This window comes from Streptomyces sp. NPDC052682, from assembly GCF_040678435.1.
Lineage (GTDB): Bacteria > Actinomycetota > Actinomycetes > Streptomycetales > Streptomycetaceae > Streptomyces.
In genome coordinates, this window is the sequence record NZ_JBFATS010000028.1 from 37,538 (window position 1) to 62,417 (window position 24,880).

At 70.2% G+C, this 24,880-nt stretch carries 17 protein-coding genes; 13 read left to right on the forward strand and 4 right to left on the reverse strand.

Annotation, left to right across the window (positions count from 1 at the left end; translation table 11 throughout):
* The first annotated feature begins 17 nt into the window (after positions 1-17).
* Both AB0K80_RS31540 and AB0K80_RS31545 read left to right on the forward strand, forming a co-directional pair.
* Positions 18-2,126, forward strand: a complete 2,109-nt coding sequence (locus tag AB0K80_RS31540; RefSeq protein ID WP_365675571.1) for an ATP-binding protein — start codon at positions 18-20, stop codon at positions 2,124-2,126.
* 102 nt (positions 2,127-2,228) lie between these two features.
* Positions 2,229-2,450, forward strand: coding sequence for a hypothetical protein (locus tag AB0K80_RS31545; protein WP_365675572.1), 222 nt, complete (start codon positions 2,229-2,231; stop codon positions 2,448-2,450).
* Between the two features lie 1,344 nt (positions 2,451-3,794).
* On the opposite strand, the gene AB0K80_RS31550 is transcribed toward AB0K80_RS31545, so the two are convergent.
* Positions 3,795-4,229 carry a hypothetical protein gene (locus AB0K80_RS31550; protein ID WP_365675574.1) on the reverse strand — a complete coding sequence of 145 codons (435 nt, stop codon included), beginning with the start codon at positions 4,227-4,229 and terminating at the stop codon, positions 3,795-3,797.
* 541 nt (positions 4,230-4,770) lie between these two features.
* Here AB0K80_RS31550 and AB0K80_RS31555 point away from each other — a divergent pair.
* The 9 genes from AB0K80_RS31555 to AB0K80_RS31595 all read left to right on the forward strand — a co-directional run bounded on the left by AB0K80_RS31555 (position 4,771) and on the right by AB0K80_RS31595 (position 18,970).
* Positions 4,771-8,181 carry an RHS repeat-associated core domain-containing protein gene (locus AB0K80_RS31555; RefSeq protein ID WP_365675576.1) on the forward strand — a complete coding sequence of 1,137 codons (3,411 nt, stop codon included), beginning with the start codon at positions 4,771-4,773 and terminating at the stop codon, positions 8,179-8,181.
* Between the two features lie 329 nt (positions 8,182-8,510).
* Positions 8,511-9,011: a phosphopantetheine-binding protein gene (locus AB0K80_RS31560; RefSeq protein WP_365675578.1), complete on the forward strand. Its 501-nt coding sequence runs from the start codon at positions 8,511-8,513 to the stop codon at positions 9,009-9,011.
* 3 nt (positions 9,012-9,014) lie between these two features.
* The gene (locus AB0K80_RS31565) at positions 9,015-10,313 is read left to right on the forward strand and encodes a cytochrome P450 (RefSeq protein WP_365675580.1); all 1,299 of its coding nucleotides are present in this window, start codon (positions 9,015-9,017) and stop codon (positions 10,311-10,313) included.
* Entirely contained in the window at positions 10,310-13,390 is a 3,081-nt protein-coding gene (locus tag AB0K80_RS31570) for an amino acid adenylation domain-containing protein (protein WP_365675582.1), read from the forward strand. Before AB0K80_RS31565 ends, AB0K80_RS31570 begins: the two co-directional genes overlap by 4 nt.
* Complete coding sequence (locus tag AB0K80_RS31575; RefSeq protein WP_365675583.1) at positions 13,387-14,127, forward strand: alpha/beta fold hydrolase; 741 nt, start codon at positions 13,387-13,389, stop codon at positions 14,125-14,127. Before AB0K80_RS31570 ends, AB0K80_RS31575 begins: the two co-directional genes overlap by 4 nt.
* 14 nt (positions 14,128-14,141) lie before the next feature.
* A complete protein-coding gene (locus AB0K80_RS31580) occupies positions 14,142-15,551 on the forward strand; it encodes an enoyl-CoA hydratase/isomerase family protein (protein ID WP_365675585.1) in 1,410 nt (469 codons plus the stop codon).
* The gene (pdhA, locus tag AB0K80_RS31585; RefSeq protein ID WP_365675586.1) at positions 15,548-16,675 is read left to right on the forward strand and encodes a pyruvate dehydrogenase (acetyl-transferring) E1 component subunit alpha; all 1,128 of its coding nucleotides are present in this window, start codon (positions 15,548-15,550) and stop codon (positions 16,673-16,675) included. Before AB0K80_RS31580 ends, pdhA begins: the two co-directional genes overlap by 4 nt.
* Position 16,676: 1 nt before the next feature.
* Positions 16,677-17,693 carry an alpha-ketoacid dehydrogenase subunit beta gene (locus tag AB0K80_RS31590; protein ID WP_365675588.1) on the forward strand — a complete coding sequence of 339 codons (1,017 nt, stop codon included), beginning with the start codon at positions 16,677-16,679 and terminating at the stop codon, positions 17,691-17,693.
* The gene (locus tag AB0K80_RS31595; protein ID WP_365675589.1) at positions 17,690-18,970 is read left to right on the forward strand and encodes a dihydrolipoamide acetyltransferase family protein; all 1,281 of its coding nucleotides are present in this window, start codon (positions 17,690-17,692) and stop codon (positions 18,968-18,970) included. The genes AB0K80_RS31590 and AB0K80_RS31595 overlap by 4 nt, the downstream gene beginning before the upstream one ends.
* On the opposite strand, the gene AB0K80_RS31600 is transcribed toward AB0K80_RS31595, so the two are convergent.
* The 3 genes from AB0K80_RS31600 to AB0K80_RS31610 all read right to left on the reverse strand — a co-directional run bounded on the left by AB0K80_RS31600 (position 18,953) and on the right by AB0K80_RS31610 (position 23,555).
* Positions 18,953-19,156, reverse strand: a complete 204-nt coding sequence (locus AB0K80_RS31600) for a hypothetical protein (RefSeq protein ID WP_365675591.1) — start codon at positions 19,154-19,156, stop codon at positions 18,953-18,955. The two genes, AB0K80_RS31595 and AB0K80_RS31600, sit on opposite strands and share 18 nt — an antisense overlap.
* A gap of 415 nt (positions 19,157-19,571) precedes the next feature.
* On the reverse strand, positions 19,572-20,462 hold the full coding sequence (locus tag AB0K80_RS31605) for a neutral zinc metallopeptidase (protein ID WP_365675593.1): 891 nt from the start codon (positions 20,460-20,462) through the stop codon (positions 19,572-19,574).
* A 558-nt stretch (positions 20,463-21,020) separates the two neighbouring features.
* Entirely contained in the window at positions 21,021-23,555 is a 2,535-nt protein-coding gene (locus AB0K80_RS31610) for a Helicase associated domain protein (RefSeq protein WP_365675595.1), read from the reverse strand.
* Between the two features lie 367 nt (positions 23,556-23,922).
* Here AB0K80_RS31610 and AB0K80_RS31615 point away from each other — a divergent pair, with 367 nt between their 5' ends.
* Positions 23,923-24,216, forward strand: a complete 294-nt coding sequence (locus tag AB0K80_RS31615) for a hypothetical protein (RefSeq protein ID WP_365675597.1) — start codon at positions 23,923-23,925, stop codon at positions 24,214-24,216.
* Between the two features lie 133 nt (positions 24,217-24,349).
* Positions 24,350-24,517, forward strand: a complete 168-nt coding sequence (locus tag AB0K80_RS31620; protein WP_365675599.1) for a hypothetical protein — start codon at positions 24,350-24,352, stop codon at positions 24,515-24,517.
* The last annotated feature ends 363 nt before the right edge of the window (positions 24,518-24,880 follow it).

A 24,880-nucleotide genomic window follows, 5' to 3' on the forward strand; every position in this document is an offset into this window, starting at 1 on the left:
CCAGGAGGCGAGGACACGTGAAGAGGCCGGGCTTTATGGGGGCGGAGCGTGACTGCGTCGGGCGGCGGCTGGGCATTGCGTTCGGCGTGCTTACCGCACTCATCGCTCTGGTGGGGGCGGGGGCGGTGACCGGGGCGGTCATGCAAAACGCGGTAGAGGACCGGATCGCTGACCGTGTGCAGCCTGCTTGGGCCGCCAATATGCGCCTGCACCAGGAGGCGGTGCAGATGCAGCGCTCGATGCGCGGCTACCTTCTGCTCGGCGACCGTGGCCTGCTCGATGACTACCGTCAGGCCCGCGACCGTTATCCGGACCTGCTGGCTGTGGTACGCCGCTACGCCACGCCCGCGATGGAGGACAATCTCGACAGGCAGCACCGGCAGTTGCGCGCGTATGTGAGGATCGCTGACGAGCAGGGCAAGGCGTCGCCCCGAAGTGATCAGGCGGTGAAGCTCGCCCGCACGGGCAGTGCCGCGCTCGAGCGTTTCGCTGACACCAATCAGCAGCTGCAGGCCCAGCTCAGCAGCGAGATTCAGCGGCTGCAGGACCGCTCGGACACCACCATCACTGCTGGCATCGCGGCGCTTACGGCGCTGGTCGCCGCGGCCCTTGCCCTGTCTCTGTATACGGCGAGGCGGGCCACGCGTGGCGTGGTGAGCCCGCTGAGGCAGATCCAGCAGGCGCTTGCCAGGCTGACGGCCGGTGAGCACTCCGCCCGTGTCCGGCCGGAGGGGCCCCGCGAGACCCGGGCGGTGGCCGAGTCTGTGAACCAGCTGGCCGACGAGAGCGACCGCCTGCGCCGCATCGAGCAGGACCGCAACCGGCTCGCGGAGATCGCCCGGCAGGCCGGGATGCGGATCCGCGAGCGCCTGGACGTCGATGAGGTGCTCGACAAAGCGTGTGCCGGAATCGGCGAGGGCCTGGACGCCGACTACGTCTTCCTCCTCCTGCGGGACGGCGACAGTCCGCTCGTGCCCGTCGTGCGGGCCTGGTCGGCCGAAAAAGGCCTGCTGCCAGCCGACGACCAGCAAGCCCTGCCGGGCATCCCCGCCGACGTGGTCCGCGACCATTACCAGCAGGGAACGGCCTGGCTGGTCCCGGACCTGACCGGCTACCTCGCGACCACCCGGCCGGTGCCCGGCGCGCCCGGTTCCTTCGGCGAGATCGGCCTGCCGGAGGCCAACCGCACCGTCTCGGCCCGGCTGGGCCTGCACGCGGTGGCGGTCGTCCCGCTCGGCGTCGGCGACGAACCCCTGGGAGCGATCTGCCTGGCCCGCACCCGGCGCGAGCGTCCCTGGCAGCGCGTGGAGGTCGAAACAGCCGAAGCCATGGCCATCAGTGTGGCCCGAGCCCTGCACACCTCCATGCTCTACGAGCAAGAAGCACACCTGGTCGAAGAACTACGTGCCCTGGACCGGGCCAAGAGCGACTTCCTGTCAACCGTCTCCCACGAACTGCGCACCCCGCTGACCAGCATCGTCGGCTACATCGAACTCCTCGAAGACGAAGACACCGGCCCGCTGACCGGCACTCAGCACAAGATGCTCGACGTCATCGCCCGCAACGCCCACCGCCTGCGCACGCTCATCGAGGACCTGCTGACCCTCTCCCGCATCGAATCCGGCAAGTACACCTCGCACAAGAAACCGGTCGACCTGCGCCACCTGGTGACTGCCGCGGTCGACGCCATCCGGCCCGCCGCCGAAGCCGCTGCCGTGCACCTCGACGCCGACTGCCCCGACCGCCCGCTGGTGTGCGAAGCCGACAGCGACCAGCTCGACCGGGTCCTGATGAACCTGCTCTCCAACGCTGTCAAGTTCACCCCCCACAACGGGCAGGTCCGCGTCCATGCTGCCCAGCAGGACGGACACGCCGTCATCAGCGTCAGCGACACCGGCATCGGCATCCCCGACGCCGAGCAGAAACAGCTGTTCACCCGCTTCTTCCGCGCCTCCAACGCCAACGACGCGGCCATCCCCGGCACCGGACTGGGCCTGACCATCGTCCGCACCATCATCGACAACCACGGCGGCACCACCGAGATCCACTCCCGCCAGGGCCAGGGCACCACGGTCACCGCACGCCTGCCCCTCACAGCCACCGACCAGGCCACCACAACCCCCTGAGGAGCGGCCATGGGACTCGAACGGCGAGCTTCGAAAGGCCGGACCTGCGCGTCTGCCGTATCTGTTGTGAAAGGTGATCCCTTCCCCTCACAGGAGGACGTCATGAGAAGACACATCCCCGCGGTCATAGCCGCTGCCGGCGCTGCCGCACTGCTGACCGTTGCGGTGCCGACGAGCGCCCACGCGGCGACCGGCACGTTCACCTACACACACGCCTACACCAAGCTGCCCGTCACGCTGAACAACCCAGCCGACGCATCCTGCATCCAGACCACCGCCAACGGCCCGACGACCAACAACACCAGCAGCAACGTCACGCTGTAGCCCAGCCCTGCCTGCCAGGGCGAGCCGCTTGGCACGCTGCCGCCGAAGGGCTCGGCGAGCCTGGCCTTCGCCAGCGTCGTCTTCACCGCACCCTGACCCACCACCGCACCTCACCGCGAACTCCTATGGCCTGCGCCGCCGCAGGTTCGCCCGGCACCGTCCCGCGGGGCCTGGACATCGACCGGTGGCCCCTTGGACTTCGGGCACAGACCGGCACCCTTTGGGACAAGGCTGAGTGCTGCTTGAACTGCGGCAAAGGGCGGCGCTCGACGCAATTCTGGGCGAGGACTGACCGTACGCGCCCTACAGCCCGAGGCCGACGAGCGCATCACGGCCCGCATTCACCCTGTCGGGCACTCAGCGACACCGCCATCAGCGCAGCCGACGTGACTTCGTGCAATCCGGCTGAGGAGGTGAGGCAGGGCCCCGGCTCCCTCTGCCATGACAGCGCCGGGGCCCCGCGCTGTGCCGGGGAGGCATTCTGCTCAACGAGCCGTGCACCCGGGCGTCACCGCGCCCGGCCGGTCACCGGTTGGTGTGGTAGGCGATGACGCTGCTGGCCAGACAGGGGCTGCTGGCGCACTGAGCTGCGTATCTGACCAGCGGACTCAACGGCGGGCAGGAAGTCCGCCAGGACGTAGAGCCGGGCCGCGGTGCCTGTAGCCCTGGCCGGTCGGGGACTTTGCCCGTGAGGACGCCACGACGCAAGGGAGAGACCCGGGATGATGACCGAACGCAGGCGCCGCCGTACCCTGACGGCGCCGTCGACCAGGTCGCCGCGCGACCCACGCCGGGAGGGCTAGGCGGGCCCGAGCGCGGCCGCGGGGATCTCGCGGTCCAGCACGGCGAGTGCGGCGGCGTGCCGTCCCTCCGCGTCGTAGTCGAAGGTGAACGTCAGGATCCGCACCTGGTCGCCCGTGGGCTGGACGACCTCCCAGTGCCGTACCCGCCGGGCAGGGCGGTCCGGCGACGGCTCCGCGGTCTCTCCCGTGCGGGGTGCAGCCGTTGGGCAGCCGGGTCCCGGGATCGTCGGCCGGCCCCGGGTCACTGTCGACGATCCTGGCCCGCACGGACAGGCGGCCGATGCCCGCGGCGTCGGCCGTGGTGACACCGTCGGCCTGGGCGACCACCCAGTCCTTCGGCACCCTGAAACGGGCCAGGCCACGCAGGTGCGTGACCTCCCTCAGTTCCTCCGTGGGGGCCAGCTTGCGCACGGCGGCCGCGTACTGGCTCCGCACCCTCTCCAGGCCGAACCGCTGGTCAGGGAGGACGGCGCAGACGCGTTCGTACGTCTCCACGGCCTCCTGCCCCAGGCGGTGCACCTCCTGCAGGGCGGACGGGCCCTCATCCTCGGCCAGCAGGCGGCACAGACGGGCCTTGACGTCGGCCGCGTACAGCGCGACCTCGTGGGCGGGCACGCCGTCCGGCGGGCCGTGCAGGAAACCTCCGGCGGAGCGCATCACGGCTGACGTGGCCGTCCAGGGGGCCGATGCCGGGCACCAGGGACTCGTAGGTCGCGAGAGCGGAACGGGCGACCCGCACCCCCTCGGAGACGGCGCCGCCCGCGGCCAGGATCGCCGCCTGGTTGTACAGCACCGAACCGAGCACCAGCGCGTGCTGGACGTCGTTGGGCTCGGCTGTCTGCAGTGCCCTGACCGCCTGCTCCGCCTTGCGGCTGCTCACCAGCGCACGCTGAATGCTTCCGCTCTGCCAGTGCTCGACGGCGGCCCGGCTCTCCTTCTCCGCCGTTCTGCGCAGTCTCGTGGAACTCAGTGACATGCGGCCCCCCGCTCCGTCCGTTCCGGCGTGCGGTGCGCCATGCCGGATCACAGATTGTGCAGGACGGTGATCGACGGCGACAACGGGGCTGCGGACCAACGGGTACGGTCTCGATCTCCGTCGAGCGGCCCGCCGCGAACTGCGTTACCGCCGTCGGGTTCAGGGCGCGCCGGGTGCCCTCTGCGGCCGGGGGCCGGCGCCCGACCGGTGGCCGGTCGCGACGCACGGGAGGGCGGGACTGGGTCGCACAGCGCGCCGAGCGCTAAGGCCACTGCTGAGGAGAGGGGTATTGGCCAATTGCCACGAGCTGTACCTGCCCATAGCGGTGGCCCCAGAGCCGTCGGAACTTTGATGTGTCCTGTTCACGCCGTTTTGCCAAGTGAACGGGAGGGGCTGATTCCTGCCCGCATGAGAGGCGAATTGCCGGGCATGGCCCGGACGTTTGTGCGAGTCCTGTGACAGGTTGTGGGCGCCCGGTGACCAGTGGGGCCACCGGGGTCTGTCTTCCTGTGGGGGAAGGATGCACAAGCGTGCCTTCGGCATGCCGTTTCGGCGTGCCCGCAAGAGATCAGCCACCGGCGTCGCCCTGGCGGCGCTCACCTCGGCAGCGCTGGCCGTCTCGGTGCTGCCCGGCGCGAGCCCGGCGGTGGCCGACGACAAGCCGGTGTCGGTATGGGGCAAGGACAGCCCGGACTTCGAGATGCCGGCGGTGAAGGTCGGCGCCAACCGGCCGGTGGCCTCCGAGCCGTCCCAGAACCCGACGGACGACAAGTTCCTGCCGTGGCAGCGCGAGCAGCGCGAGCGCGTCAGGGGCAGCGCGGGCAAGGCGGGCGGCGGCAAACAGGCGCCGGAGCGCGCCGCCGCCGCGGACACCTCGACGTCGAGCGTCGTCCCCGAGGGCCAGGGCAACGTTCCCTGGCACCGCCACACCAGCTTCGCAATCACGGACGCGCTCACCGCGAAGATCGACTACTCGACCGGCAACCTGATGCTGACGGCGACGGACTTCGACATCGCCGGCGTCGGCCAGCGCCTGCAACTGGCGCGGACCTACAACTCCCTTGACGCTCCCTGGGGCCGGGTCTCGCAGCGCTGGTGGCAGCAGTACGAGCGCTACCTGTCCGTCGGCTCCTCGGAAGTGATCTTCTATGACGCTTCCGGTGCCACGGTCCGCTTCACCAAGAACAGCGACGGCTCCTTCACAACGCCGAAGGGCTACTCGCAGGACCTGAAGAAGAACGCGGACGGCACCTACACGCTGACCAAGTGGAAGTCGGGCGCGAAGGAGACCTACAACCAGTACGGCAGCCTGACGAAGATCACCGACCGCAACAAGGGCACGATCACCGTCACGCAGCACGACGAGAACGGTCAGAACAAGGGGTTCAAGCTCACCGAGACCCGCTCGGGCCGCTTCATCGACCTGGTGAAGACCTACCCGTCGCAGTGGCAGGCCAAGGACAACACCGGCCGCACCGCCGTCTACAACCTCGACGCGAACGGCAACCTGACCTCCACCACCGACACCGAGGGCAAGACGGTCACCTTCCGCTACGACTCCTCCGGCCGGATCGACAAGATCACCACGGCCGAGGGCCGGGTGACGGTCTTCACCTACGACGACACCAATCGCGTCACCTCCATGCTGCGCGGCACCGGCTTCAACAGCGACGGCCACACCGGCCCGACCTGGACCTACGGCTACAGCGCCGCATCCCCGACGGCCGCCGGGACGACCACGGCCAAGGACCCGGAGCTGCACGCCACCAAGTACGTCCATGACGGCGACGGCAGGGTCACCGAGGTGACCGACGCCCTGGGCCGCAAGCGGTCGACGAAGTTCGACGCCAACAACAACATCGACTCCGCCACGGACGCGATGGGCTCGGGCACCACCCCGGGCAACGTCACCGACTACGGCTTCAACACCCGCAACAACCTGGAGACCGTCACCCTGCCGACCGGCGCCAAGACGGTCAACACCTGGCAGACCATCGCCGGCGGCGACGTGCCCAAGGACTCCACCAACGCCGACGGCGAGAAGACCAGCTTCACCTATGACACCGTCGGCAACACCACGTCGGTGGCGCAGACCGGCACCGGCGGCGGCAGCGTCACCTACGAGTACAACCCCGCCACACCCACCTGCGGCGGCTTCGAGGGCCAGCGCTGCAAGGCGAAGACGAAGATGACGTCCACCAAGACCGTCGTCACCGACTTCCACTACGACGACAAGGGCAACCTGGAGTGGGTCAAGCCCCCCGCGCCGCTGGACAAGACCACCTTCACCTACGACGACCTGGGCCGCACCAGGACGGTCACCGACGCCCGCGGCATCACCAAGACGTACACGTACGACAACCTCGACCGCATCCGCACCGTCACCTCCCCGAACACCGTGAAGGTCGAGTACTGGTACGACGGCGACGGCAACCTGGTGCAGCGCTCGGACGGCACGGGAACGGTGAAGTACGACTTCGACCCGCTGCAGCGTGAGACGGTCCGCCACCTGCAGGACGGCTCGCAGACCCTGCTCGCCTACACGCCCGCCGGCAACGTCGACTACTACCAGGACCCGGCCGGCACGGTCGACTACACGTGGAACGAGGTCAACAAGCTCAAGGAGCTGAAGGACCCGCAGGGCCGCGTGACGACGTACCAGTACAACAACAACGACGTCCGCACCACGACCGCCTACCCAGGCGGCACCGTCCAGAAGGTCGACGTCGACAACTCCAGCCGTCCCAAGTCCATCAAGGCGACCTCACCGCAGGGCACCCTGGTCGACCTTGCCTACACCTACAACTACGGCACAGACGGCAAGACCGACGGCGCCAAGATCCGCACCTCCACGGACAACGTCCGCGGCACCAAGCGCACCTACTCCTACGACGGCGCGGGCCGCTTCTCCTACGCCAAGGAGGAGAAGTCCGGAGCGGTCACGGACTCCTGGCAGTACTGCTACGACCTGGCCGGCAACCTCACCTCCCAGGGCACCGAGCAGGGCTGCCCGCGCGGCACCACCTACACCTACAACGACGCCCAGCAGCTCACGTCCAAGTCCACCACGAGCGGCCCCTGGTCGTACGACGCCATCGGCAACGAGACGGCCGGCGCCTCCACGGACGACTACGCCCGCACGGGAGAGTCGTACACCGACCACTCGCAACTGACGTCGATCACGGTGGCGGGCAAGGCATACGCCGGTCAGTACGGCTCCACCGACCAGAGCGAGCGCATCAAGCTCGGTGACACCTTCTTCCACAACGGCCCGCTCGGCCTGTCGGCGAAGACCACTGCCGGTGTGGACATGGGCTTCAACCGCGAACCCGGGGGCACGTTGAACTCCATGACGACCGGGGGCAAGACGTACTACTACCTCACGGACGCCATCGGCAGCGTGGTCGCCCTGGCGGACGCGGACGGCAACAAGGTCAACACCTACACCTACAGCCCCCGCGGAGTGCGCATCCTGGCCCAGTCCTCCGAACCGGTCGCCCAGCCCTACCGCTTCGCCGGCGGCTTCCAGGACCCCACGGGCCTGTACCACTTCCAGGCCCGCTACTACGACGCCAACATCGGCCGCTTCACCCAGCCCGACCCCTCCGGCCAGGAGAAGAACCCCTACCTCTACGCCGAAGGCGATCCCGTCAACCGCATCGACCCCAACGGAACACTGTCGTTCGGGCCAGTTCTGGACGCCATCTCTTTGGGCAACGATGCCGCAACCGTGGGCAAAGCATGGAATGCGGCAGTTGACGGTGACTACGGCAGGGCCGCCGGTATCACCTTCGGTTTGGCCTTCGGTAAAGCGGTCGAGGGAACCTGCATCGGTGTCGCCGGGGCCCTTACGGGAGGTACCGGAGCAGCAGCTTCTGCTGTTCCCTGCATGGTGGCTGGCGAGTATGCCGGTTCCTTCGCAGAGGAACAGACTGTGAAAGCCTGGTCCTAAATAGTTCCCGACGGGGTGGCGTCACCATACGCCGCCCCGCTCACGGCAAGGAGAAACCGTGATTCAGATCGCCTCAGAGGGTAAAGGGTGGTGGATTCCCGAAGGATGGGGGCCTCTCATCTTCATCGCTGCCCTCGCGTGCGTTTTCGGAATTATTGTCTATTATCGGAAACGGCAGAAGTGAGGTGCACTCGGCGACGAGAAACGCGGAGATAAAGGCCCATGAGTTCGGGCATTTCACTGTCATCGCCATGAATCATTATATTTTGGCTCTCATCATTTCCGGCAGGAGGCACTGAATCTATCCTGATTGGGGCTGCTGGACCCGCATGCGCCGCTTCGTCGCCGGTGCACTGCCCGAGGCGATGGTCCCGGCGGCTTTCGTGCTGCTGCCCGCGCTGCCGCTGACAGCCAACGGCAAGCTGGACCGGCGCAGCCTGCCGCGGCCGGCACGCCGTGGCGGTGCCGGCCGCGAGCCGGGCAGCGCCCACGAGCGGCTGCTGTGCCGTCTGTTCGCGGAGGTCCTCGGCGTCGACACCGTCGGCGTGCGGGACGGCTTCTTCGAGCTCGGCGGGTCCTCGCTGCTGGCGACCCGCCTGGTCAACCGGATCGGCACCACGCTGTCCCTGGACGTGCCGGTGCGCTGGATCTTCGAGTCACCCACCGTCGCCGAGCTGGCCGGCCGCCTGGAGGCGGAGCCCTCGCACGGTGAGGCGTCCCGTGCGCCCCGTCGCCCGGTGTTGGTGCGCAGGACACCGCCCGGCGGCGCCCCCGCCTCGCCCGCCTCGCCCCCTTTTCGAGGCCCCCGACCCGCTCGCAGGGAGGACTGAAGTATGCGCATCACCTCTGGCCAGGACGCGGAGGGCGAAGTCGAACCAGACCTGTCCGACCCGCACTTCTACGGTACCGGCGACCCGCACCCGGTATGGGCCCGGCTGCGTCGTGACGGACCGGTTCGCCGTACGTGCCCCGTGGGTGACCAGACGGAGTTCTGGGTCGTGACCCGGTACGCGGACGTGTCCCGGGTGCTGAGCCGGCACGAGGAGTTCACCGCTTCCCAGGGCAACATCCTGACCACGCTGGGCCGTACCGACATAGCGGGCGGCAAGATGCTGGCGGTCAGCGATCCGCCCGACCACCACCGGCTCAAGAGCCCGCTCACCCCCTACCTGGGCAGCAAGCGGGCGGTGGGCGGCTTGGAGCCCCAGCTGCGAAAGTTCGCGCGCCGCCTGCTGTCGGTCGGCGCCCGTGAGGGCACCTGGGACTTCGCGGCCGAAGCGACGTACTTCCCGATCGCCCTCGGTGGTCTGCTCCTGGGCATCCCGGAATCCGCCTGGGAGAAGCTGAGGCATTTCACCTACGCGGCCGTCGCCGAGTCCGACCCGGACTTCGCCGTGGCCGGGAAGTCCCGCGCCGCCGTGCTGAGCCGGGCCCACTCCGAGATCTTCCTGTACTTCCGCACCGAGGTGTCCCGCCCGGGGCGCGCCGAGGCCGACGACCTCATCGGAGCGCTGCTGCGGGCGGCCCCCGACGGGCGGCCGATGACCCAGGAGGAGGTGATCCTCAACGCCTACAGCCTGCTGATCGGCGCCACCGTCACCACCTCCCACGCGGCCAGCGCCGGTCTGCTGGCGCTGCTGGAGAACCCGCGCGAATACGACCGCTGGCAGCACAGCGGGGACACCGTGACCCTGGTGGAGGAGATCCTGCGCTGGTCCTCACCCGCCAACCACGCGCTGCGCCACACCACCGAGGCGGCCCGACTGAACGACACGGCCGTCGGCGCCGGACAGCCGGTGACGGCCTGGCTGGGCTCCGCCAACCGCGACGAGAACGTCTTCCCGGAGCCGTTCCGCTTCCGCGCCGACCGCAGCCCCAACCGGCACATCGCCTTCGGGGCCGGAGTGCACCGGTGCATCGGCGCCCACCTGGCCCGACTCGCGCTGAACGTGCTGTTCGAGGAGATCGACAAGAACTTCGAGCGGATCGAGCTGGCCGGTGAACCCCGCCATCTGCACTCGACCTTCATCGCGGGGATCAAGAACCTCCCCGTGCGCTCGGTGCTCAGCCCCGACGGGCACGCGCTGAAAGACCTGCCGCCGCTCGGCAACCCCATGGAGGAAGCGCAGTGACATCCGTAGCCCTGCCGGAATCCGCCCGGCCGGCGTCCGCGTCCGGCACCTGGTCGCACCCGGCCCAGCACGTCGTGCGCTGCCTGCACATCAAGGGCGACTTCGAAATCCAGGCGGCCAGGACCGCCTTCGCGGCGCTGCTCGAACGGCACCCGCTGCTGCGCACCGTGCTCCCGGGCGGTGCCGCCGTCCCGGCTGTCACCGCACCGGACCCCGCGCGCGTCGACTTCGGCACGAGCGAGGTGCCGGCTGCACAGGCCCTCGCCCGGGCAGCCACGGTGGCGGCCGAGCCCTTCGACCTCGCCCGCGGACCGCTGCTGCGTTTGCGTGTTCTCGGACTGGGTGACGGCGAGTGGCTGCTGGTGGCCGTGGCCCACCGACTGGTGCTCGACCCCGGCACGCTGGACGCTTTCCTCGCCGAACACGCGCGCACGTACGCTGCCGTGCTGCGCGGCGGCCCGGCCGCCGGCCGGGGCCCCGCCCAGCCCGCGGACGCGGTCTGGCCGGCGGCCGAGGAGGCAGCCGCCGCCCGGGACCGCGGGCTGCGTGAGGCGGCCGGGCTGCCCGTCCTCGACCTGCCGACCGACCACCCCCGGCCGTCGCGCCCGGAACGCGCCGCAGCCGTGGTGCGCTGTACTCTCCCGCACCCGCTGGCGCGGCGGCTGCACGCGCTGGCCGCGGCACCGCAGGACCCAAGCGTGCTGTACGCGGCCACGGCCGTCCTGCTCGCCCGCCACACCGGGCAGGGCGCCGTACCGCTGCTGGTGCCGGTGTCGCCCGAGCAGGACCAGCCGGGTACGGTGCTTCGCCGGCCGGAGACGGACGTCGTGCTCACCCTCCGGCTGGCGGAGAACCCGACCTTCCACCAGCTGGCAGAACACATCCGTGAGGAACTCGCCCGCGCCCGCGCCGACGCGGGCGCGCTGACTGCGGGCGCTCTGGCGGCAGCCGTCGGCACGGGCGGCGACCTTGGCCGCCAGCCCGTACCGGTCAAGGTCGCCGCCCGTGCCCCGGCCGGTCCGCCGCTGCAATACCCCGGCGCCTCCTGCACCTGCGTCGAAGCCGATCCCGGTACGGCGGCCCGCGACCTCTCGCTCCGCTTCGACCTCCACGAAGAGGCGCTGAGCGCGACGCTGGAGTACGACAGCGGCCTTTTCGAGCCGGTGACCGCGCGGCGGCTGATCCGGCGCCTGGAACACCTGCTGGCCGCGGTCGCGGACGACCCGCACCGCCCGGTCGCCGAACTGCCGGTGCTCCCGCCCGAGGAGCGGGCCCTGGTGGTCACCGAATGGAACCGCACCGCGCGCGACTTCCCCCGGACCCGTACCACCTCCTCTCTCTTCGAGGAACAGGTCACGCGCGCTCCGCACGCGATCGCCGTGCAGCACGACAACGAACAGCTCACCTACCGGGAACTCAACCTGCGCGCCAACCGGCTGGCACACCGGCTGATCGATGCCGGCGTGCGCCCCGACCACCCGGTCGGGCTGTGCCTGCCCCGCTCGGTCGACATGGTGGTGTCGCTCATCGCCATCCTGAAGGCGGGCGGTGCCTACCTGCCCCTCGACCCCGGCCACCCGGCACAGCGGCTGGCCTTCGTCGTCCAGGACGCCGGCGCCCGGATCGTCGTCACGGACACGGCCCACGCGGACGCGTTCGCCGACACGCCGGCCACCGTCCTGCGCCCGGAGCAGCCGGATCCGCACGCGCCCGGCCCCGAACCGGCCGACCCGCGGGTGGCGGCCACGGCCGAGCACCTCGCGTATGTCATCTACACGTCCGGCTCCACCGGGCGGCCCAAGGGCGTCGCCGTCACGCACCGGGCCCTCAGCCGCCTCGTCAAGGGCGCCGACTACGCCCGGCTCGGCCCCGGCGAGGCGCATCTGCACCTGTCCCCGCTCACCTTCGACGCCTCCTTGCTGGAGGTGTGGGGGCCGCTGCTGAACGGCGGCACGGTGGTGCTGCCGCCTTCCGGCCTGCCCTTCCCGGACCAGCTGAAGGCGGCGCTGCGCAACCACCGGATCACCACGCTGCTGCTGATCTCCCCGCAGCTGCAAGTGGGGGCCGAGCAGTTTCCCGAGGACCTGGCACGAGTGCGGCAGCTGCTCGTGGGCGGCGACGTCCTCTCGCCGGCCGCCGCCGCCCGCCTCCTGCCGCACCTGGACGACACCCGGTTCCTGCACGTCTACGGCCCCACCGAGTGCACGCTCTTCGCCACCTGGCAGCCCATCGAGGCCGCGGACACCCTCCGCCCCACCATCCCCATCGGCAGGCCGCTGGCCAACACCCAGGCGTATGTCCTCGACGAGCGGCTGAACCCGGCGCCGGTCGGCGTACCCGGTGAGCTGTGGCTCGGCGGCGACGGACTGGCCAGAGGGTATCTCGGCCGGCCGGACCTCGACGCGCAGCGGTTCGTCGCGAGCCCGTTCGGCGCGCCGGGCAGCAGGATGTACCGCAGCGGCGACCTCGCCCGGTGGCTGCCCAACGGGCGGCTGGAGTTCCTCGGCCGCGGTGACGACCAGGTCAAGATCAGGGGCTACCGGATCGAACTGGGCGAGATCGAGGCGGCGCTGGCGGAGCATCCCCGAATCCGTTCGGTGGCCGTCGTGGTACGCGACGACGCGCCCGGCGGGCGGGCACTGGCGGCCTACCTCGTCGGCGACGACCTTCCCCAGGACGCGGCGCTGCGCGAGCACCTGTCGTCCCGGCTGCCGTCGTACATGGTGCCCGCGGCCTTCGTCCGCCTCGACGAGCTGCCGCTGACGGCGAACGGAAAGCTGGACCGCAGGAACCTGCCGGCACCCAGGAGCGGCGGCGCACCGCCCCCCGCCACAGCACCGGCGGACACGCCGCAGGGCCAGGTCCTGGCGGCCATGGCCGAGGTCCTCCAGACGGAAGGCATCGGCCCGGACGACGACTTCTTCGAGTACGGCGGCAACTCGCTGCTCCTGGTCGACCTCTTCACCCGGCTCCAGGAACGCTTCCCCGACGCCGGCCTGGAACTCGCGGACCTGCTCGACAACCGCACCGGCGCCCGCATCGCCGGACTCCTGGACACAGCACAGGGACGTGCATGAGCGGCGATCCGACCCGCTGGATCCTCGGCACACCGGCCGGCGGCCCCGACAGGGATCGCCTCTTGTGCTTCCCGCACGCCGGCTCCGGCGCGAGCGCCTTCACGGCCTGGCGCGCCCACCTGCCGGAGGCGGTGGAGCTGTACCCGGTGCAGCTGCCCGGGCGGGAGAACCGCAGCGGCGAACCCATGCCGGACACCCTCGACGAGCTCGCCGCCCGGCTGGCCGACGACCTGCTGCCGCTGCTCCGGCCCCCCTACCTGCTGTTCGGCCACAGCTTCGGCGGCCTCGTCTGCTATGCCCTCGCGGCCGAACTGCACCGGCGCGGGCACCCGTTGCCGCGACAGCTGCTGATCTCCGGCGCGCGACCGCCGCACCTCGCGGCCAAGGACGCCTACCACGCACTTGGCCACGACGAGTTGCTCAGCCACGTACGCGACACGGGCGGCATCTGCGCACCCCTGCTCGAACACCCTACGTTCGTGCGCCGCCTGCTCGACGTTGTCCGCACCGACCTGCGGATCGCCGCCGAGTTCCAACCCACCCGCGCCGCGGCCCTGCCCTGCCCGGTCACCGTCTTCGCCGCGGAGGACGACCCCGTGGTGTCACCGGCGGAGATGGAGGGCTGGCAGCACTACACGGCCGGGGAGTTCGTCACGCACCGGGGCCCCGGCGATCACTACGCGGTCTACGACCCCTCCGGTGGGTTCTTCCACACGATCGTGCGCAGCCAACGATGAGGAGACAACCCGGCATGGACACCGTTGTGACCACCCGATCACCTTCGCCGCCGCAGCTGTCCGGCGCGGAGGGCGACCAGATGCTGAAAGTGCCGCAGTTCCGCGGTGCCGTCGAGACCGACGCGCGACTGCTGAGCGGCTGCGCCGAAGCCTGCGCGGAGCTGACCGCAAGGCTGCCGCCCCGCGCCGAACGCACGCCCGGCCAGCGGGACACCGCCGACCGCGCGGAGCGCACGGCCCGCCGCGCCCGGCACGACTTCCTCGCCGTGCACGCCGGGCGGGTCTACGACGAGCTGACCGACGCCCGCCGGCTCCGGCTCCGGCTGGACGAACTCGCCTTCCAGGCAGCGGCACAGTACCCGGGCCTGGTCCCCACCCGCGCCCAGGACGCCGCTGACCGGCTGCTGCCGCAGGCCGCGAAGTCCGGCGGGGAAGTCGACCAGGGAATCTTCTTCGGACACCTGCTGGACCGCCGCGACACCGGCGAGCACCTCATGCGCGCGATGCTCGCACCCACCCCGCGGGCGCTGGAACTCCTCCCCGAATTCGGCCGCACCGGCCGGCTTGACCTCGGCCAGGCGCAGATCCGCCGCGACGGCTGCGTGGCCGAGGTGACCATCTGCAACCAGCACGCCCTCAACGCCGAGGACGACGCGGTGGTCGAGGCCCTGGAGACAGCCGTCGACCTCGCCCTGCTCGACGACTGCGTGAAGGTGGGCGTACTGCGCGGCAGCGTCCTGACCCACCCGCGCTACAGCGGCCGACGCGCCTTCGGCGCCGGAATCAACCTCACCCACCTCTACACCGGCCGGATCTCCTTCCTGGACTTCATGCTCCGCCGTGAACTCGGCTACATCCGCAAACTGGTCCACGGCCTCGCCCACGGCCCGGCCGACGACCTGTACCACCTGCCGGGCGGCAAGCCATGGGTGGGCGCCATCGACACCTTCGCCATCGGCGGCGCCACCCAGGTCGCACTGGTGCTGGACCGGGTGATCGCGGGCTGCGACGCCTACTTCTCCCTGCCCGCCCTCACCGAGGGCATCATCCCCGGCGCGGCCAACATGCGGCTCGGCCGCGTGGTGGGCCGCCGCATGGCCGAACGGCTGATCTTCTTCGGCGAGCGCGTCGAGGCGGACAGCCCCCAGGCCCTCGCGTTGTGCGACGAGGTCGTCGCGCCGGACGCGGTCGGAGCCGCGGTGGCGACGGCCGCCGACCGCCTCGCCGACCCCGCCGTCGTCGGCAACCGCCGCATGCTGAACCTGGCCGAGGAGCCCGACGACCTCTTCCGCACCTACATGAGCCGGTACGCGCTGGAGCAGTCGACCCGCATGCACAGCCCCGACGTGGTGGCCAAGCTGGAACGCACCTGGATCAACAGAAAACCGTCCGCAACGCGCACAGGGAGCCAGCACAGCTCATGACCACGCTCGCCGACGAGCCACTCAACGACCTCCGCCCGCTGCCCCAAGCACTGCTGCCCTCGCCCCTGCCACTGCGCTTCGTCACCGAGGCAGGCACGGATGCCGACTCACCGCCCCCCGACTTCGCCCCGCCCCCGCACGACACACTGCGCGAGGCCTACCGCCGCATGGTCATCGCCCGGCGCTTCGACGAGCAGGCGTCCGCCCTGACCAGGCAGGGGCAGCTGGCCGTCTACCCGTCCAGTCGCGGCCAGGAGGCATGCCAGGTGGGCGGGGTCCTCGCGCTGCGCCGGCAGGACTGGCTCTTCCCGACCTACCGGGACACCGCCGCTGTGGTCGCCCGCGGCCTGGACCCGGTGGAGGTCCTGACCCTGCTGCGCGGCGACCGTCACTGCGGCTACGACCCCGCGGCGACCCGCGTGGCACCCCTGTGCACCCCGCTCGCCACCCAGCTCCCGCACGCCGTCGGGATGGCCGACGCGCTGCGCCGCCAGGGCGCGGACAGCGTCGTGATGGCCTTCGTGGGTGACGGCGGCACGAGCGAGGGCGACTTCCACGAGGCGCTCAACTTCGCCGCGGTCCGCAACGCCCCCGTCGTCTTCCTCATCCAGAACAACCAGTACGCCATCTCCGTCCCGCTCGCGGACCAGACGGCGGCACCGGCACTGGCCTACAAGGGCATCGGTTACGGAGTGCGCTCCGAGCAGGTCGACGGCAACGACGTGGTGGCTGTGCTGTCAGTGGTGACCGAGGCCGTGGAGCGGGCCCGCGCCGGGCACGGCCCCTGCCTCATCGAGGCCCATACCTACCGCGTCAGCGGCCACACCAACGCCGACGACCCGCGCCGCTACCGGGACGAGGCGGAGGTGCGGCGCTGGGCGGCCGCGGACCCGATCGAGCGGCTCGCGACCTGGCTGCGCGGCCGCGGAGCCCTGAGCGAACAGGACATCGACGCCGCGCGGACGGCGGCCGAGGCCCTCGCCGCCGACCTGCGGACCCGCATCGGCACGGACAGCGGGCCGGACCCGCTGGAACTCTTCGACCACGTCTACGCCGAGCCGACGAGCCAGCTGCAAGAGCAGCGCCGGCAGCTGGAGGCCGAACTGAAAGCCAGGCAGGAGTGACATGCCCACACTGACGATGGCGCAGGCCCTCAACACCGCGCTGCGGGACGCGCTGCGCGAGGACGACCGCGTGCTGGCCCTCGGCGAGGACGTCGGCCGACTCGGCGGGGTCTTCCGCATCACGGACGGGCTGCGCGACGAGTTCGGCGAGCAGCGCTGCTTCGACACACCGCTCGCCGAGTCCGGGATCGTGGGGTACGCAGTCGGCCTGGCCGCGGGCGGGTTCCGCCCGGTGGTGGAGCTCCAGTTCGACGCCTTCGCGTACCCGGCGTTCGAGCAGATCGCCTCACACGTGGCCAAGATGCGCAACCGCACCCGGGGAAAGATGACGGTGCCGATGGTGATCCGCATCCCCTACGGCGGCGGGATCGGCGCGGTGGAGCACCACAGCGACTCCAGCGAGGCGTACTACGCGCACACCCCCGGCCTGAAGGTGATCACCCCGGCCACCGCCGAGGACGCCTACTGGCTGCTGCGGGACGCGATCCGCGACCCCGACCCCGTGGTGTTCCTGGAACCCAAGAAGCTGTACTGGACCAAAGAGGACGCCGACCTGGGGCGACGGCACGCCGCCCCCTGCGGCCAGGCCGTGATCCGGCGCCCGGGCCGCGACGTCACGCTCGTCGCGTACGGCCCCGCCGTGCCCGTCGGACTGGAGGCCGCGGCAGAGGCGGCCCGCGCCGGCATCGACGTCGAGGTGGTGGACTTGCGCACGCTCGTCCCCTTCGACGACGAGACGGTGGCGGCCTCGGTACGGCGCACCGGCCGCTGCGTGGTCGTCCAGGAGGCGCAGGGGTACGCCGGCATGGGCGCCGAGATCGCGGCGCGGGTGCAGGAACGCTGCTTCCACTCACTGGCGGCGCCGGTGCTGCGGGTGGCCGGCTTCGACATACCGTATCCGCCGCCGAAGCTGGAGCACGCCTGTCTGCCCGGCGTGGACCGCGTACTGGACGCCGTCCACCGCCTCCAACTCGACGAGCAACCAGACCTCCGGCACCTCGCCCCGGAGCCGGCATGACGACCGGGTCCGACGTCCGGGTGTTCCGGCTGCCCGACCTCGGCGAAGGGCTGACGGAGGCGGAGATCGTCGAGTGGCGGGTGGCCCCCGGCGAGCAGGTCGCGGTCGATCAGGTGGTCGCCGAGGTCGAGACGGCGAAGGCCGTGGTCGAGGTGCCCGTCCCGTACGAGGGCGTGGTGCTGGAACTGCACGGCGCAGCCGGCGACATGCTCCCGGTGGGCGCACCCCTGATCACCGTCGGCGGCGAGGAGACACCGTCCGGCAGCGGGAACGTCCTCGTCGGCTACGGGACCAGCCCGACCGCCACGCTGCCCCGCCCGCGCAGCCAGCGTGCGGTGACGCCACCGGCAACGACCGGGGCCGCCCACCGGACCCCGGGCGCCGCACCGCTGGTGATCTCCCCCTTGGTCCGCGCGCTGGCACGACGGCACGGCATGGACCTGACACGCGTGGTGCCCAGCGGGCCCTACGGCGTCATCCTGCGCCGCGACATCGAGCAGGCGCTCACAGCCGCCCTACAGCCAACTTCGCCGGGCACAGCCGAAGATGACCCTGCCGCCGCCGACGAGCGGATTCCGCTGCGAGGCCGACGACGCACCGTGGCGGACAAACTCGCCCGCAGCAGCGCGATTCCGCACGCCACCACCTGGGTCGAGGCAGACGCCACCCGGCTGGTGGAGGTCAGACAGGCCATACGGGCCGCCGACCCGGCGCGGCGGATCGGACTGCCGGGCCTGCTGGCCGCCATCTGCGTCGCAGGACTACGCCGCTACCCCGAGCTCAACTCGACAGTGGACCTCCAAAGAGACGAGATCGTCCGGCTCTCCGCCATCCACCTGGGCATCGCCGCCCAGACCGAACGCGGCCTGCTGGTCCCCGTCGTACACGACGCCCACCGGATGACACCGGCCCAGCTCACCACTGCCGTCGACACACTGACCGGGCAGGCACGCACGACAGGACCCGCCCCGAAGGATCTGATCGGCGGCACCTTCACGCTCAACAACTACGGGGTGTTCGGTGTCGACGGCGGTACCCCGCTCATCAACCACCCCGAGGCCGCCATCCTCGGCGTCGGCCGTATCGCGGACAAACCCTGGGTGGTGGACGGCGGGATCGCCGTACGCAAGGTGACCCAGCTCGCCCTCACCTTCGACCACCGAGTCTGCGACGGGGACACCGCCGCCGGCTTCCTGCGCTACGTCGCGGACTGCCTGGAACAGCCCCCCGCCTTCCTGACCGATCCCAGCCAGTACGAGTCACGGCTGCATCCATGACACCGACGACATCCCGCAGCGTTCCTGATCGTCAACGGGCTGCCGACGGTCACGCACCCAGGCAGCGTCGCCGGCATCCACAACGCCCTGGCCGGCCTCGGCTCCGACCTGAAGCGCCGCACCGCCCTCGACGGCGTGCCGCGGCTGATGGCCGTCACCGACCAGGCCGACGACACCCTGCGGCACCTCGCCCGCCCCTACAGACCTTCCGGCAGCAGAACAACCCGAAGCGACCCCCAGCCATCACCACCCCCCAGGCCGTTTTCGTACGAGGGACGCCAGGCCCGCATCCACCTCATCCACGACGGACCTGCCACCGTCGGCGGTCGCCTCATTCGCCGGCGTCCGCGACAGTTCGCCACCCTCATCCTCGCCCGGGTCAGCGCCGGAACCTGGCAAAGACTTCGCCCCGCTCCCCAGCCCCGCCCCCAAGGGCAGCCCGCTCCCAGAACGCGTCCACGTCCACCAGGCGGCAAAACCCACGGAACAGGCCCTGCGGCGGTTCACCTGGGAACCACTGTGCCAACACCCGGTAGAAACAAGGTGACACATCGACCCGGCTCGGGACGCAACCGCCGCTTCCCAGGCGCGCTGGCGGCGCTCAGCGGAAGGTGTCGCACCGGGCCATGTCCCCGGTGCGGTAACCCAGGCCGAACCACTGCTGCCGCTGTGCGGACGAGCCATGGGTCCAGGTGTCGGGGGTCACCCGCCCCTGGAACTTCTCCTGGATACGGTCGTCGCCGACAGCGGCGGCCGCATCCAGTCCGTCCTGGATATCCGCATCCGTGAGGCTGGTGATCAGCGGCCTGCCGGTGGACTCGTCCTTGACCGTCGTTGCATGGTGCGCCCACACGCCCGCATAACAGTCGGCCTGCAGTTCCGTCTTGACCGAGGCGCTGTCGGCGCCGGTCAGCCCGTTGTGGGACTTGCCCAGCGTCCCCTGGAGGTCCTGGACATGGTGCCCGTACTCGTGGGCCACCACATAGGCCTGCGCGAAGGGCCCGCCCTTCGCGCCGAACTTCGTCCGCAACTCGTCGAAGAAGCCGAGGTCGAGATAGACCGTACGGTCGCCGGGGCAGTAGAAAGGCCCCACCTCCGACGTGGCGTTGCCGCACGCCGTGTTCACCTGCCGGCTGAAGAGCACCGTCGGCGCCTTGGTGTAAGCGACCTGGCTGCGTCCCGACTCCCGGGCCCAGTAGTCCTGGACGCTGTTGACCACCGCCACGATGCGGCAGTCGTCCTTGGTGTTGGCGTCCTGTCCGGTGCGGCAGCCCTGCTCGACCCTGGCGAAGGAGGACGAGGCCGGTGCCGGCTCGTCGCCGCCGGAGGAAAGCCCCAACTGGTCGGGGCCGATGCCGAGCACGAGCCCCACAACCAGGACGACGATGCCGACGATTCCGCCGCCGATGGTCACACCGCCACCCGGGATACGACTACCGCGCTCGTCCCGCACCTCGGAAGTGTCCAGACGGGCGTCGTCGTCGAACTGCATCAAGCGCCGCCTTCTCCCGTATGCCGTTGCCAGGTCGCTGCTCCGTGTACCCCGAATACCGCGCCCCGTGCCCTACGAGCGGCCGGCGCCCTGCGTTGCACGTCCAGATCCCGCCCGGCCCGCCGTCCCACGAGGAACCTCCACCGGGAGTCCTGATCCCGGCGAGCCCCATATGCGCTGTCGACCGTCGAAACCCATTTCCCGCAAGCGCAAGCGCACCCCATGGAACATCGGCCGCCCGCACTTGACGGCGGGCGAGAGCCCACGGCTCCTCTCGGCGGCTCCTCGGATGTGCAGAACCTCCAGGGCTGGCGGGAAGTGAGACCCACCAACTCCGAGTAAGTACACTCCGGCGGCCGGGTCCCCCGGCCACCACAGCCGGCTGCTCCAGTCCACCATGCCAACCGGTTGTAACGGCCCAAGCCCGGTCGCGCCGAGCAGCAGCGCGACCGGCAGCCGCAGAGGTGCAACCGCCGCACGGCCCCCTTCCAGAAGGCAGGACCACGTTCAAGTCGTGGCCGGCGCTCCACGACAAGCCCCCACCAACAGGTGAGGGCCTTACGCCCACCGCATGCCGATGGCGGAGAGCTGTTCGATCCGCTCCGGGGAAAGTGCCGCGGCCCTGGACCGCTGGTTACCGACCCAGGCACCGAGCTTGATGGCCCGTTCTTCCTGGTCCTCACCGCGACCGCCGTCCCGGTTGCCTCCGACGCAGATGATCTCGATGTGTTTGCGCGGCACGCGAAGGTGCCCCTCGCGCTCGTAGAACTGCTTGGCGGCGGCATAGTTCATGGCCCATTTGTCGGCCTGCGTCCGGCGCGGCTTGGGCTTCTCGTCCTCGGTCGCGGGCTGGATGCCAAGGATGTGCTCACACATCCACTGCTGGACGGTGGTGAGCTTGTCCCAGCCGAGCCGGACCGAGCGCACCCAGCGCCCCAGATCCTCGCCCTGGTGCACGACGTCGCCGGGCTCGGCCGGCAGCTTGCCACCAGTCTCCAGGTGCATGCGGGTGAGGTGGAAGCAGCGCTGCCATGCCACCGGCCATGCCGGGCACCAGGCGGGGTCGATTGCCTCCAGTTGTTCGCGCCGCTCGGCCGAAAGGACCCAGGCTGACGTCGTCTTCACCGGTAGACCCTGTGCCTGCCGTTGCTCGGCCTCCATACCCCGGCGGGCGGCGGCCCTGGCGTTCTTCAGGAAGATCCCAACCCGGTACCCCTTGTACGTGGCGTCCAGGGGCGCCAGGAGGTGGCCCGCTTCGGTCGCCCACCCACGAGCCGCAGTGAGGCCTTCCTCCCATGCGACGTCGTAGTGCGACCACACCATGCCCAGCTTCTCCAACTGCTCGATGCGGTCGGCGTCCATGCCCCCGCGGGCGTAGAACCTTCGGGCGTCGGCGATCCATTGCCCCAGTGGAAACCCGGCGAGCGAGGCCGGCCACCCCTCAGCTTCCGCCTCCTGGCCCTCGGGCACGCGGTAGGTGAACGGGACCCTCAGGTCGTCATGGAGTCGGTGGTATATGGCGGCGGCTTCGATGCCGCGCCGCCAGTGCTCGTGCTCGGGATTGAGGACGCGCAGGTTAATGAACGCGGCCAGCTGCGTGGGGTCACGCGGCGTGGAGAACCTCAGCAGCTCTCTGGCCGGCACCGACAGTCGGTCGCTTCGGTCGCTGCCGGCAGCTTCGTCTTCCTGGCCCCCGCTGCGGGTCTGTACGCCCCTGACACGGCTTCGCGCCTGGGGCTCGGCGAGCTGCTCCACAATGCGGGCGTCGTGTGCCCGAAGCGCTTCCAAGAGCTTGGCCAGACCGCCGTACGCCCGGCTGGTGAGCATGTTGTCCGGCGTCTCCCCGGGGCCGAGCAGGACCGGCACCACGAGGGAAGCGACCTTGCCCTCGCCGGGCTGCATGCGCAGCGCTCGGCCGACGGCCTGGACGAGGTCGGGCATCGAGCCACGCACGTCCGCGAAGTACACGGAGTCACAGTGGGATGTATCGACGCCTTCACCGAGCACGCGAACGGACCCGAGGAACGTCTTCTCCACGACCGTGCCGTCAGCAGCGATGCCCTGGGAGAACTCGTCGAGGACACGGCGCCGGTGGAGCGGCTTGTGCTCGCCGCAAAGCCAGTTGGCCCAGATGGTCATCGGGTACAGCTCGGGGTCGGTGGCGTGCAGCTGCTTCGCGACGTCGCGAAGGCCGGCCGCGAAAGCCTCGGCCTCGCGGACCTGGTCGTGGAAGACGAGCGTCCTGCGGAAGCCTTCCTCGGCCGACGCCTTGAGCAGGGCGGTCTGGAGCGCGGCGAGCCGGGCCCCGCGCACCTGCTCAGACCGCGCCTCCTTGCCCAGGAGCTGTACGGCTTGAAGCTGGGTGTCAGTGATGTCCAGGCACACCACCTGGTACGGCGCGCAGATCCCCCGATCGATCGCTTCGGACAGGGTGAGGGTGTAGCAACGGGCCCCGAACGGACCGCCCGGGTCGTCCTCCATACTCGCCACCAGCTCACCCGGCGCGCCCGCGGAGTCCTCGTCCAGCTGCCACAGCCGTGGTGTGGCGGTCATATAGAGGCGGCGCAGGGCGGGGATGCGCATGTTGTCGTGGACCACCGCCCACGGCTTCCCAATCCGGCCGGACGTCCGATGCGCCTCGTCCACGACGATCAGGTCCCACGCCGGAAGGCCGGCCTCGTGGGCACGCTCCAGCGTGCCGAGCCCGAGTGAGGCGTACGTCGCGAACACCGTGACCTTGTCGAACGGCCGCACCCAGTCGACCAGCTCGTCCACGTCCGTAGTGTTGGGGAAGGCCACCTGCTCCCCACGCAGGGACGAGACTCCGATCATCAGACCCGTACGGCCGCCGGCGCGCCAGGAGGCCTCGGTCTGGGCGAGCAGATCCAGTGAGGGCACGAGCACCAGCACCCGGCCCGCACGGAGCTCCTCAGCGCTCCGGGTGGCCACGAGGCTCTTGCCGGATCCGGTCGCCATGATCACCTGAGTGCGCAGTCCGCCCTCTGGTACAAGCGATCTTGCAGGCAATTCGAGGGCGCGCAGTACCGCGTCCACGGCTTCTCGCTGGTGGGGGCGGAGTTGCATTACTGCCATTTCGATCTGCCTTCTTCTGAAGGCCGCTGTGTGCTCTGACGTGACAGGAAGAGGAAACACGCACGTAGACCGTGTTTGATCGGTTACGGCGAAGCCCCCGAGTCCGATCGACGTAACGATCAGGCGAGGAGAAACATGATCTCAAAGATCCCACACCCTCTCAGCGCTGCCGCTACCTGAGTCCAGAGTCTATCCAGCGTCGCAGAATGAAGCATGCGAAACACCGAAGCTCTTAACAGACCTGATGGGCAGCCACTCAATCCGTCCCGCCGGTTCCCGACCCCCGTCACCTGCCTCTGCTCCTGCGCATTCACAAGACTGTCTTCTGCCCTGGTGGTCACGGCGTATCGGGGGTACACGGCTCCGCATGGCACCGAAGACCGAACGCATCATGCCCCTGCGGACCGTGCAACAGCTGCGCCGTATCCGCTCCTTCTACGCGTTGGGCGCCCTCCTGTGGGCGGCGTCCGCCGTGTGGAGCGGCTGGCGGGCACCGGGAAGCCCGCAGATGTGGGCGTGTGCCTTGCTTCTTGCCGTCTTCAGCGGCCTCCTCATCGCCGCCAGCCTGTTCCTGCGGCGTCTCCAGGTCCCTGAGACTGGCCGGCTCGCACATCACACCGCAGCACAGAAGACGGCGAGCCCCCGGCACGCTCATGCCTGAGCACCCGTGGGGCATGTATGTGTTGGTCTGGCCGCGGCAGTCGGCGGGACAGTAGTGCTGAAAGGGCGGGCTTATGCCTGACGCGGCCATGGCCGGGCATACGGGTTTCACCCCTTAGAGAGGAGCTCGTTTCATGCTTGGCATAGTCGCGGCGGTGTTGTTCTTCGTGGCGTTTTTGATCAACGCGGCGGATCTCAGCACCAGCGATGCGTTCTCTTCGACGAATGTGATGCTTCTGGGGCTGACTGCCTTGGCTTTGCATGTGGCCGGGATCGGGAGCGGCTGGGCCCGCAGACGCTGACACACGTGGGGCTGGTGACCACCCATCATCAGCCCCACGACTCGCTCCTGTAGCCAGCCGGGCCCGCGTCAGCGGGCCTTTGAAGGGACTGGAGGCGAAGCCGGAAGGACCGGTAAGGCGGGGGAGCGCAGCGGACCCGCCGGCCAGGCTGCAGCGAAGCGGAAGCCTGGTAGCGGGACGTAAGTCCCGCCGGTCCGTGAGCGCAGCGAACGGACCATCAACCCGACTGCTGCGCAGTCGGGTTGTGCGGGTGGCGCAGTCACCCGCCAGCGCTCCCGCGGAGCGGGAGCGCAACACCCGCGCGCAGCGCGGGTGTTCGCTTGCTTCGGGGGCGCAGCCCCCGAAGGGACCCGCTCCGCGGGG